The organism is Micromonospora sp. AMSO12t (assembly GCF_008806585.1).
In the GTDB taxonomy this organism is placed as follows: domain Bacteria; phylum Actinomycetota; class Actinomycetes; order Mycobacteriales; family Micromonosporaceae; genus Micromonospora; species Micromonospora reichwaldensis.
This window is the reverse complement of the sequence record NZ_WAAS01000224.1, coordinates 1-11026: the sequence shown is the minus strand read 5'-3', so window position 1 is coordinate 11026 and position 11026 is coordinate 1. Positions and strand designations below refer to the sequence as shown.

The 11026-nt window shown below is 73.3% G+C and carries 11 protein-coding genes, 3 tRNA genes and 1 pseudogene; 3 read left to right on the top strand and 12 right to left on the bottom strand.

What is annotated here, in order from left to right:
* Positions 1–241: pseudogene (locus tag F6X68_RS34355) on the top strand (hypothetical protein); the annotation flags it as partial.
* Positions 242–398: 157 nt separating this feature from the next.
* On the opposite strand, the gene F6X68_RS25170 reads toward F6X68_RS34355, so the two are convergent.
* The 3 genes from F6X68_RS25170 to F6X68_RS25160 form a co-directional block, all read right to left on the bottom strand.
* Positions 399–1166, bottom strand: coding sequence for a Stf0 family sulfotransferase (locus tag F6X68_RS25170; protein WP_151456599.1), 768 nt, complete (start codon positions 1164–1166; stop codon positions 399–401).
* Between the two features lie 96 nt (positions 1167–1262).
* Complete coding sequence (locus tag F6X68_RS25165; protein ID WP_151456598.1) at positions 1263–1763, bottom strand: hypothetical protein; 501 nt, start codon at positions 1761–1763, stop codon at positions 1263–1265.
* Between the two features lie 142 nt (positions 1764–1905).
* Positions 1906–2340, bottom strand: a complete 435-nt coding sequence (locus tag F6X68_RS25160) for a VOC family protein (RefSeq protein WP_151456597.1) — start codon at positions 2338–2340, stop codon at positions 1906–1908.
* A gap of 102 nt (positions 2341–2442) precedes the next feature.
* Between F6X68_RS25160 and F6X68_RS25155 the strand changes: the two genes are divergently transcribed.
* Complete coding sequence (locus F6X68_RS25155; RefSeq protein WP_151456596.1) at positions 2443–2769, top strand: hypothetical protein; 327 nt, start codon at positions 2443–2445, stop codon at positions 2767–2769.
* 113 nt (positions 2770–2882) lie between these two features.
* Here the strand turns inward: F6X68_RS25155 and F6X68_RS25150 are convergent, their stop codons facing one another.
* From F6X68_RS25150 to F6X68_RS25105, 9 genes are all read right to left on the bottom strand, one after another.
* Complete coding sequence (locus F6X68_RS25150; protein ID WP_192581537.1) at positions 2883–3461, bottom strand: DUF4303 domain-containing protein; 579 nt, start codon at positions 3459–3461, stop codon at positions 2883–2885.
* A gap of 966 nt (positions 3462–4427) precedes the next feature.
* Positions 4428–4501: transfer RNA gene (locus F6X68_RS25140), tRNA-Phe, on the bottom strand.
* Positions 4502–4599: 98 nt separating this feature from the next.
* Positions 4600–4676 (bottom strand) — tRNA-Asp (locus F6X68_RS25135).
* Between the two features lie 32 nt (positions 4677–4708).
* A tRNA-Glu gene (locus tag F6X68_RS25130) sits at positions 4709–4781 on the bottom strand.
* Between the two features lie 153 nt (positions 4782–4934).
* Positions 4935–5729, bottom strand: coding sequence for a polysaccharide deacetylase family protein (locus tag F6X68_RS25125; RefSeq protein ID WP_151456593.1), 795 nt, complete (start codon positions 5727–5729; stop codon positions 4935–4937).
* Between the two features lie 75 nt (positions 5730–5804).
* On the bottom strand, positions 5805–6755 hold the full coding sequence (locus F6X68_RS25120) for a MerR family transcriptional regulator (RefSeq protein ID WP_151456592.1): 951 nt from the start codon (positions 6753–6755) through the stop codon (positions 5805–5807).
* On the bottom strand, positions 6745–7374 hold the full coding sequence (gene idi, locus F6X68_RS25115) for an isopentenyl-diphosphate Delta-isomerase (protein ID WP_151456591.1): 630 nt from the start codon (positions 7372–7374) through the stop codon (positions 6745–6747). Before idi ends, F6X68_RS25120 begins: the two co-directional genes overlap by 11 nt.
* Before the next feature lie 34 nt (positions 7375–7408).
* Entirely contained in the window at positions 7409–8917 is a 1509-nt protein-coding gene (crtI, locus tag F6X68_RS25110) for a phytoene desaturase family protein (RefSeq protein ID WP_151456600.1), read from the bottom strand.
* The gene (locus F6X68_RS25105) at positions 8917–10071 is read right to left on the bottom strand and encodes a polyprenyl synthetase family protein (protein ID WP_151456590.1); all 1155 of its coding nucleotides are present in this window, start codon (positions 10069–10071) and stop codon (positions 8917–8919) included. The genes crtI and F6X68_RS25105 overlap by 1 nt, the downstream gene beginning before the upstream one ends.
* Positions 10072–10136: 65 nt before the next feature.
* Here F6X68_RS25105 and F6X68_RS25100 point away from each other — a divergent pair.
* A partial coding sequence (locus tag F6X68_RS25100) for a phytoene/squalene synthase family protein (RefSeq protein WP_151456589.1) occupies positions 10137–11026 on the top strand: 890 nt, incomplete at its 3' end.

Below are 11026 nucleotides of genomic sequence, written 5' to 3'. Positions count from 1 at the left end.
GGACCGGGGTGCCGGCGGGTCCGGTGGCGGGCCGCAGGCCGGGCAGCGTGAGTCGTCGGGCGGCCCGTCCGAGGGCGGGCAGGGCCGGCAGCAGCCCGAGACCTCAGGCGGTGGCGGTGGTGGCGCACCGAGCGCCGCCCAGATCGCCGAGCAGGCGGGGGAGACGCTGAGGCAGGCCGGCCGGAGCGTCTGGGAGGCGATCCAGGGCGGGATTGCCCAGCACCGCCAACAGCGGCGCTGACCCAGCGGGCGGGCCTGCCTGCGGCCCCGTCGTGGACGTCCACGGGCCGAGGGCAGGCCCGGTGTGGCGGCGGCCCGGTCTGGCGGTCCGGTCGCCCTGACGCATCCGGCGTATCCGTGGTTCGAGGAGTCGACGGGGAGCCCCGCCGGCCGACGGATCAGGTGCTGGTCACCGCCGCCTGATACCGGGCGATCCACTGCCGGTTGAGTTCGTCGGCCTGGCGTTGGTGACGCGCGATGACGGCACAGCCGTTCTCGGGCACGTCGAGCCCCAGGAAGTCGAGGACGCCGCGCGTGGTGGCGGCCATGTCCTCGGCCAGGTCCTCGTAGCGCACGACGTGCGGTTGGATCCCGCACGAGGCGAACCACGCCTCCCAGGCCGCGTTGTGCTCCCGGATCTCCTCGATGTAGTGCCTGATCCCGTTCGCGTCGAAGCGGGGCGCCTGCCCGTTGCCCACGTCGCCGCTGATCTCCCCACTGCCGCCGACGAACCACGTGCCGGTCTGCTCGGCGCGCAGCCGCGACACCGCCTGCGCCAGTACGTCGTCGCGTCGCAGGAAGACGAAGCCGGTGCGGCCGAATGCCCGGTTCAGCAGCGCGACGTCGTCGCCGTCGAGGTCGGGATGGACCGCTGCGAGCTTCGCGACCACCTCCTCGAGCGTTCCCCACATGAGCTTCGCGCCGAACACGCCGTTGCCGGTCCGGCCCGCGGCGAGCGCGGCCCGTACGAAGTCCGCGTAGTCGAAGCCGCCGTCCGCCGCGCGGGGAAGCTGCCACCGGTCGGCCCACAGCGGCTCGTCCGGGGAGCGGAAGTAGGCCTGGGGGCGACCGGCGAGACCGGTGGATTCCAGCAACCCGAGCAGGAGCGAACTGCCGGTGCGGGGGGTGCCGCAGACGAAGTACGAGTCGACACGGTCCGTAGGCATGGCCGCACACAACCGCAGGGCGGGCACCCGTCGCAACCGAATTCGTCGATGCCGTCGCCCCGGCCCCAGGTGTCCGGGCCCGCGCGACCGGGATGATCAGTCGAGGGTCCGCAGTGCGCCCGTGACCACGACGAAGAGCGCGATGGTGGCGGCGGAGGCGATCCGTGCCTGTCGCGACCGGGTGAACAGGCCCACCACCAGTGCCGCGCCCAGGCCCAGCAACCAGTGACCGACCTCGGGGTGCCGGTCGGGCTCGAAGCCGAGGTGGCCGAGGGCGGCACGCCCGTAGCCGACGAGTGCGGCACCGCCGACCCAGACGAGCAGGGTCCAGCCGCACCGGCGCCCGGGGCTCTCGGTCAGCAGCGACCCGTGGCGGGTGAGCGTGCCGAGCAGGTAGGTCAGCGTCAGCAGCGTCGCAACGCCGGCGAGCAGCACGGCGTGCACCCCCACGAAGAAGGCGAACAGCAGCCACGGGCCCCCGTCGGTCCCGCGCAGGAACAGGACGGCCGTCGCGCCGACCACGACCATCTGCCCCACCGCCAGGCGTCCTGAGTTCACGACCAGCGGTGCCGACTGTGCGGTCGACTGCTCGGCCACGCTCCGCCCCCCCCGTCGCGCCGGCCCGCCGCAGACGGAACCAGGGCGGGTCGGTGAACAGCCTGGCAGAACCGGGCGGCCTACCGCTGTCCCGGATCCGTCCGCCGACAGGAGTCGGGGCGGGCGGACGGCAGACGCGCCGTCAGGCGGAGGTCGCGGCGACGCAGAACTCGTTGCCCTCCGGATCGGCCATGACGACGTGGTGCCCGGTGAACTCCTCCAGGACGCTCCCGCCCGCCTTCACCAGCCGCTCGGACTCGGCCCTGATCCGCGCCCACCGCTCGTCGGGGGTGCCGTGGCCCGGCACCCGGACATCGATGTGCAGTCGGTTCTTCGCCGTCTTCGGCTCGGGGACCCTGAGGATGGAGAGCGCGGGCCCGACGCCGGCGGGATCGCACAGCCACGCCACGTCGTCCACCGGGTCGTCCTCCGGCAGGTGGAAACTCGCGTGCCACTCCGCGCGGGTCCGGAAGGGCGCGGGCGGCGGCTCGTCCACGTAACCCAGCGCCGTCTTCCAGAACTCGCCGAGGAGTTTCGCGTCCGCGCAGTCGAGGGTCAGGCTGATTCTGGCTGCCATGGCAGGACCGTACTGCGTGCCCCCGACAGTCGCGGCCGAGCCGAAAGGGCGGGCACCGCCGGTACGGCCTGGGACCTTGACGTTCCCTGCATGATGGGCCGCATGAGCCTGAGTGATCCGGACCCGGTGTGGATCGCCGTACGCCTCGTGATCGTGGTCCTCAGCCTGGCCATGATCGCTCTCGGCGTGCGTGTCGCCGTGTCGGGACGGTTTCCCTCGGCGTGGGTGCGGGTCGCCCGTCTGACGGCGAGCCAGCGGTCCCAACCCGCCCGGATCGGCGGTAGCCAGGCGCTGTTCGGCGCGTGCCTGCTGGTCCAGCAGGCGCCGTTCCTCGTTCCCATGCCCTTCCTGGCCGGGCGCACCCTGTTCGTGGTGGCACTCCTCCTTGCCGTCACCGGGGCGGGATGGTTCGCCCTGCTCCGGCGCTAGAGCACGGCTCCGTGCCGTGCCGCCGGCTGATCCTGCCCAGGCCGGGCAGGAGGCGGTCATTCCGGCCGCGTAGCGGCGTAGGCGTCGCGAAGATGGGGTTACGGCAACGGTCGTCAGCCGCCGTCCGTCTCGTCGAAGAAGTCGCGGGCGGAAGCGACGAGGTCGGGGTTCGGGTGGCCGTCGTTGAGGAGGCCGATGCTGCGCACCGTGAGATGCGCGTTGCCATCCGTGTCCGTGACGAACAGCACGGGGTGCCATGCGGGGTTGATGTCGGCGATGCTCGCCCGGACGCGGTGGTCGCCCAGGGCGTCCTCCAGCGTCGCGCGGGCCCGGAGGCACCATTCGCCGTGAGCCTCGTCGTCGTCGCCGAGCGAGTCGTGGGTGTCGAACATGTCCCGGCTGATCTGCACCATCGACTCGACGCCGGGCTCGGCAGCCCCCTGGTCGTCCGTGACAGCCCACTCGTCGGGCCACCAGCGGTAGCCGTCCGCGTACGCGTCGTCGGCCTCGACGAGCACCTGGAGGGCCTCTTCGGTGTGCGCCAGCAGGGTCACCGTGACGACGTCGCTGTCCGTGGTGAGCGCCACCGCGTACAGCTCCTCCGATGCACGTCCCTCGAGCATCGGGCCGATCGTCGCGCAGATGCTCGCGACGATCCGCTCGCGCAGAGCGGGCATGTCGACGGTGGGCACCGCGCTCCTCCCCGAGGCTCGTCCTCGTCCTGGTCGCCGGGACGCCGGCCGCCCCGGAAGACGCAACGTAGCAGGGGTGCCGCCACGTCGAGTACTGCGGCAGCCAACGTGCGATTGCGCCGACTCCATTCGGATCGCGGCTGGGTGGATGACCTGTGCTGGTTGCCTGGGTGGTGCGGAACGCAGGTTGATGGTCATCCGCGCACTTCACCAGGTGGCCCACCCGGACGAGAACCTCGGACAGCCGCAGCACCTGCCGCCACCCGCGTCCCCGCCATCAACCCGGGGGCAGGACCAACCGGACCATTTCTGCGCCTCGATCTAGCCACCTGGCCCGGTCGCGGGTGCCCACAATGAGGAAATGACAGCGCAGAGGTACCTGAAGAGGCATACAGCCGTCCCTCTCCGTCGTGCTCGTGCTCGGAAGAGGCAACAAGCCGTGAAGCGTCGTACTCCATGGCCGCTGATGGCGGGGCTGCTTGCGGCGGGAGCGGCCGGAGCCGAGGCGATACGGCGCCTCAGACGCGCCCGGCGCACCGGACCCAGCGGAGCCGGGGCGACAGGTGACGTCCGCCAGCCCGGTCCTGCCACCGACGCTGCCCGGACCGTCAGCTCCGAAGGAGCCACCCAGCGCTGGCCTCAGGGAAGGTGAAGCAGAGTCCCCTCCGGCGTCGAACCGGAAGCCTCCCGATTTCCAAGCGCCCACATTTCCGCAGGTCAGAAGCCCGCCGTAGCCTGCCGTAGCGTGCAGATACCGGCGTGCCGCAGCCATGGACGAGTGCCCGAGCCGCTTTATCAGGTCGGCCAGGGTCGCGCCGGTCTGCGCGGCGAGGGTCTGTCCGGTGTGCCGCAGGTCACGGAAGGTGACCACGGGCAACGCCGATCGATGCGCCAGAAGGGCATACAAGAAGATCCCCACCGGCGTTTCCGCTAGTGGGGACCTCTTTAGCCCGGCGAAAGGCTATGTGGCCAGGGGCGGGGTCGAACCGCCGACCTTCCGATTTTCAGTCGGACGCTCGTACCAACTGAGCTACCTGGCCGTGTTGCTCGGTTCATGCTACCCGCACGGCGGGTTCTCCGCCGGAAGGGTCACATGCCCCGATACGCAGAACGCCGCGCAGGGCGCGGCGTTCTGCGCTGGCGGTCCTGACGGGACTTGAACCCGCGACCTCCGCCTTGACAGGGCGGCGAGCACTCCAACTGCTCCACAGGACCTAGCTTTGTTGCCTCCGGCCGAAGCCGGACCGTGCCCCCAACGGGATTCGAACCCGTGCTACCGCCTTGAAAGGGCGGCGTCCTGGGCCGCTAGACGATGAGGGCGGCCCCGCCATCATTGCACACTCGCAACTTCAAGCGGACTTGCTCCCATCCGGCCCCGCCGGAGGCTTGGATAGCTTACGTGATGGTCGGTCTCTCGACCAAACCGGTATGGCCCTGGCCACAACGGCGCACGAATCCGCAGGTCAGAGGGGTCTAGCGGAGCCGGGCGACGCCGTAGCGGCGCTTCAGGTCCGCGATCAGGCGGGGGCTGGCGGCCAGCGTGGCCGCCCGATCGCCGCCGCCGTCGTGCAGCAGCACGATCGAGCCGGGGCGGGCCGCGGCGCGTACCCGCTTGGCGATCGTCGCGGCGGTCGGCTTGCCCCAGTCCTGCGGGTCGACGTGCCAGTGCAGCGACCGCATCCCGAGCTGCTTGGCGACCGTCACCACCTCGGCCGTCCACCGGCCGCCCGGCTGCCGGTAGAACGGCACCTTGGCGCCCGGCACCGCCGCCCGGATGGCCGCGTTGGTGCGCAGGAGGTCCCGCCGGATCTCGGCGGCCGGACGCCGGGCGAGTTGCATGTCGTGGTTCCAGCTGTGGTTGCAGAGCTGGTGGCCCTCCCGCACGATCCGCCGGACCAGCTCGGGGTGGCGCCGGGCCTGCTTGCCCACCACGCAGAAGGTGGCGGTGACCCTGGCCGCCCGGAGGCGGTCGAGGACCTTCGGCGTCCAGGTCGGGTCCGGCCCGTCGTCGAAGGTCAGCGCCACGGTCCGTGCGCCGGTCGTGCGACGCAGCCCTGCCGGCAGCTTCGGTGGCAGCGGCCGGACCAGGCGCCTGGGCGGGGTGCCGCGGGTCGGTCGCGGGGTGGCCGACGGAGTCGGCTCGGCCGGCAGCGGGGCCGAGGCGACGGGGTCGGGGCCGGCGGCCCGCCGATCTGTCGCGGTGCCGTCGCCGCAGCCGCCGAGGAGGATCAGGGCCAGACCGGTGGCCAGCACGGCGCGTAGGCGCATCGTTCGCTCCCGGAGGGGTCGGGGTCGGCGGAACTCCCGACGCTAGTGGACGGCGTCCCGCCCGCGGCACCCCCGTCAGTCCGCCGTCGCCTGGTCCAGGGAGTCGCGTAGGGCGAGCGCCAGCGAGACCGCCTCGGCGAGGTCGACCGGCCGCACCACACCGGCGGGGAACGAGTCCGCCAGCCAGCCCGGCCCGGCGGCGAGCACCAGCAGCGGCCGGCGGGGCGCGGCGAGCAGGGCGTTGAGCTGGGTGGGGTCGGCGGTGTCCCGGGTGTGCGACCAGATCACCACGGCGGCCGGCCCGGTCCGGTTGACGGCCTCGAGCAGCGCGGGCAGCGGCATCCGGGCGCCGAGCATCCGGTAGCCGACCCCGGCCTCGGCGAGCGCGGCGGCGAGCGCCTCCAACGGCAGGGTGTGCTGCTCCTCGTCGGCGCAGGTGAGCACGATGCGTGGTGGGCCGGCGGGCGCGCCGGCCCGGGCGGCCACCGCGAACGCCTCCGAGACGCAGCGCGACATTAGGTGCTCGACCTCGACCAGTCCACCGGTGGCGGCGTGCCGCTCCCCGATGCCGAAGAGCACGGGGCGCAGCAACCCGTCCCAGGTGGCGATCACGCCGTCTGCCTGGACGGCCCGGGCGATCGTCTCGCCGATCGCGACCGCGTCGAGCCGCATGGCGGCGCGGGCCAGCCCCCGGGCCGCCGGACCGGCCCGACCGACCGGGATCGTCGAACCGCCGCCGTCCCGGCCGGCGACGGCGCGCACCCGTGGGGGTACGGCGGCGTCGGCGGGCACGGCGTCCGGTGTCCGGCGGGCCCAGCGGGCCGCCTCCGCCGGGGTGACCCCCTGGGCGGTGAGCCGTCGCATGATCTCCAGGCGCGCGAGGTCGGCCGGCGTGTAGCGCCGGTGGTGCCCGGGTACGTGCTCGCTGGGCCCGAGGCCGTAGCGCTGGTGCCAGGTGCGCAGGGTGGTCACGGCGACGCCCAGCCGTCGGGCGACGGCTCCCGCGCTCAGCGCCTCATCGGCCACCCGACCGCTCCGAGGCGTCGTTCGCCGGCGGACCGGGCGGGGTGACGGCCGGACCCGGCGGACCGGGCAGGCTGGCGGCCGGACCCGAGGGGGCCAGCAGCCGGTTCACCACCCCGCCCAGCCACGGTGCGTACGCGCGGGGGTCGGCGTCGAGGTCGGCCGCGAGCGAGAGGGGGTCCACCCAGCGCAGCTCGGCCACCTCGTCGGGGTCGGGCAGCAGCGGGTCGTCCGGCCGGAACTCGCCCCGCAGGACGTGGTCGTACTCGAACTCGACCCGACCGGTGACCGGGTCCTCGGCGTAGTAGACGTACACCCCGACCTCGGTCAGCTCGACCGGGCCGGCGCCGAGCTCCTCGCGCAGCCGGCGGTTGGCGGCCTCGACGAGGGACTCGCCCGGCGTCGGGTGGCCGCAGCACGAGTTGGCCCAGCGCAGCGGGAAGCGGGTCTTCACCGGCGCCCGTCGTTGCAGCAGCACCCGGCCGTCGGGGTCGACGAGCAGCACCGAGAAGGCGCGGTGGAGCTGGCCCGGGGGCTGGTGGGCGGCGGCCACGGTGGTCTCGCCCTGCGGCCGCCCGGCGTCGTCGACGAGCTCGACGAGATGCTTCTCGCGGGTGGTCACGGCAGGTGTCTCCAGGGTCCGAGGGGGAGGGCCATCAGGCTGCCCCGGTGATGCGGCCGGCGGCGAGCTTGCCGGAGATGAGCACCATGGGCACGCCGACGCCGGGCTGGGTGCCCGAGCCGACGAAGACGACGTTCGGCAGCGTCCGGTGCAGGTTCGACGGGCGGAACGGGCCGGTCTGGAAGAGGCTGTGGGCGGCGGCGAACGGGGTGCCGGCGGCCATGCCCTGCTCCGCCCACTCGGCCGGGGTGACGGCCCGCAGCACCTCGACGCCGGCCCCGAAGCCGACGTAGCCGCGCTCCTCCAGGGTCCCGACGAGCTGGTCAACGTAGCGCCGGGTGAGGTCGCCCCGCCAGTCGAAGGGGGCCCGGTCGAGGTTGGGCACCGGGGCGAGCACGTAGTAGGTGTGCCGCCCGGCCGGAGCCACCGACGGGTCGGTCCGACTCGGGTTGGTGACCAGCAGGGACGGGTCGCTCATCAGCTCGCCCCGCCGGATGACCTCATCGAAGGTGCCCTTCCACGACCGTCCGAAGTGGATGTTGTGGTGGGCGATCTTCCCATACCCCTGCGTCGAACCGACGTGCAGGACCACGCAGGAAGGGGAGTAGGTGAGCCGGCGCGGACGGCTCGGCGGCAGCAGGTCGCGGTAGGCGACCGGCAGGTCGGGGTTGAGCACGACCACGTCGGCCGGGATCAGCTCGCCGTCTGCGGTCACCACGCCGGTGGCCCGGCCGTGCGCGGTCTCCACCCGGGTCACCGTGGTGTCGTAGCGGATCTCGACGCCGTGCTTCTCGGCGGCGCCGGCCATGCCCCGGGAGACCGCGTGGATGCCGCCGCGCGGGAAGTAGACGCCGGCCACCGAGTCGAGGTACGCGATGACCGCGTAGATGGCCAGCGCGTCGTGCGGGGCGAGGCCGGCGTACATCGCCTGGAAGGAGAAGATCCGCTGGGTGCGCGGGTCCCGGAAGAACTGGTTGATCTTCGTCTGGAGTCGGCGGAAGGCGCCGCCCGCCAGCAGCTTGACCAGGTTGCCGGTGAGCAGGTCGGTGGGCGCGTCCAGGTTGCGCTCGATGAAGTCGGCGCGTTCCCACTGCCAGAGCCTGCGCGCGTAGTCGACGAAGCGCAGGTAGCCGTCGGCCTCGCGCGGGCCGCAGACCCGGGCGATCTCGGCGGCCATCCGGGTGGTGTCGGTGATGACGTCCAGCGTCGACCCGTCCGGGTAGTACGCCCGGTAGGCCGGGTCGAGCGGGGTGAGGTCGAGCCAGTCGTCCAGCTCCTCGCCGACCGCGCCGAGCGCCTCGGCGATCAGGTCGGGCATGGTGAGCACGGTGGGTCCGGTGTCGAACTCGTAGCCGTCCACGCCGAGCCGGCCGGCCCGGCCGCCCGGCACCGGCTCGCGCTCCAGCACGGTCACCTGCCGACCGCTGCCCGCCAGGTGCAGCGCGCAGGCCAGCCCGCCCAGCCCGGCGCCGACGACGACCACCCGGTCCGTACGCCCGTCGACGGTGCGCACGCGACCACCTCCTTGTGCGAAGTTGCCCATCATGCCCGCCGGTTGGTGGCGGCGGTGGCGAGGCCGGTCAGCGCGGTGCGCGCGGTCTCGTCGATCGACGCGGTGCCGAGGGCCGTCAGCGCCTCGTCGACCCGGTCGGAGATCATGCGTTCGACCCGGTCGACCGCCCCGGTGTCGGCGACCACCTCGGCGAGGCGGGCGACCTCCGCGTCCCCCACGTCGGCGCCGAGGCCGTCCAGCGCGCGCCGCTGGGTCGGCGTGGCGAGCTGCCGGGCCAGCATGAGCAGCACGGTCGGTTTGCCGGTGCGCAGGTCGTCGCCGGCCGGCTTGCCGGTGGTCGCCGGGTCGCCGTAGACGCCGAGCAGGTCGTCGCAGAGCTGGAACGCCTCGCCGACGGCCAGCCCGTAGCGGGTGTACGCGGCGGTCAGCGGGGCGTCGCCGCCGACGCCGGCCAGACGGGCGCCGAAGAGCAGCGGCCGCTGCACCGTGTAGCTCGCGGTCTTGTAGCGGGCGACCCGCAGCGCCCGGTCGACCGACCAGTTCGCCGCGTCGCTCTCGCCGAGCACGTCGAGGTACTGCCCGGCGATCGTCTCCACGCGCATCTGGTCGTAGCAGCGCCGGACGTCGAGCAGGCGGGCCGGCGGCAGCGTCGCGCGCGCGAGGAGCCGGTCGGCCCAGACCATGCAGAGGTCGCCGATCAGCACGGCGACCGCCTCGCCGAACCGACGCGGGTCGCCCTGGTGGCCGGCGGCGGCGTGCCGGGCGGCCAGCGCCACGTGCGCGGTGGGCCGGCCACGGCGGGTCGCGGAGGCGTCCATCACGTCGTCCTGGACGAGGGCGAAGGTGTGCAGCAGCTCCAGGGCGGCGAAGGCGGGCAGCACCGCCGGCAGCGGACCCGTGCCGTCCGGCGCGCCGCGCCACCCCCAGTAGGCGAACGTGGGGCGGACGCGCTTGCCGCCGGCCAGCACGCAGTCGCGCGCCGTCGCGGCGAATCCGCCCATCGCCGCGTCGATCTCGCGCAACGCGTCGACCTCGGTGGCCAGGAAGGCGGCGAGGGTGTCCTGCACCGCCGTGACCAGGTCCTTCGTGTACGCGGCCAGGACCGCCCGGACCGGGTCGTCCCCGTCGGTCGGGCCGGCGGGGGCCACGCGGAGCGAGTTACCCGCAACTGCGTCGTTGGCCATGTGACCGAGCGTACCCTAGGCTTACGAGTTGCGTCGATTTGTGCGTCGATAATTGAGGAGGGCCGGTGGACACCGATCTCACCGCTGCCTATGACCGCTGCCGTGAGCTGCACAAACGGCACGGCCGCACCTACTATCTCGCCACCCGGCTGCTGCCCGCTTGGAAACGGCGGCATGTGCACGCCTTGTACGGATTTACGCGCTACGCCGACGAGATCGTCGACCGCACCGAGGAACTTCCCCCGGCCGAGCGCGCCGCCCGACTCGACGACTGGGCCGGCCGATTCATCGCCGGACTGCACGGCGGACCGGTGGACGACCCGCTGCTCCCCGCCGTGCTCCACACGATCGCCGTCTTCGATCTCGACCGCGACGACTTCGCGTCGTTTCTCAAGAGCATGGCGATGGACCTGACGGTCACCTCGTACCGCACCTACGACCACCTGCTCCACTACATGGAGGGCTCGGCGGCGGTGATCGGCACCATGATGCTGCCGATCCTGGGCAGCTCCGACGCGGCGGCGGCCCGGGAACCGGCCCGCCAGCTCGGCTTCGCCTTCCAGCTCACCAACTTCATCCGGGACGTGGCCGAGGACCTCGACCGGGGGCGGACCTACCTGCCCGACGACGACCTGGCCCTGTTCGGCGTCACCCGGGAGGACCTGGCCGAGGCGCGCGCCCGGGGCCGCGCCACGTCCCGGATCCGGGAGCTGATCGCGTACGAGGTGACCCGCGCCCAGGCGCACTACGTCGCCGCGGCTCCCGGGATCACCCTGCTCGCACCCGCCTCGCAGGCCTGTATGCGCACCGCGTACGCGCTCTACGGCGGGATCCTGGACGAGGTGGCCGCGCGGGACTACGACGTCTTCGTCGACCGGGCGCTGGTGCCGCAGCGCCGCCGGCTGGCGGTGGCCGCCCGCGCCCTGCTCACCCCCGCCGGCACGCCGGTGGTGAT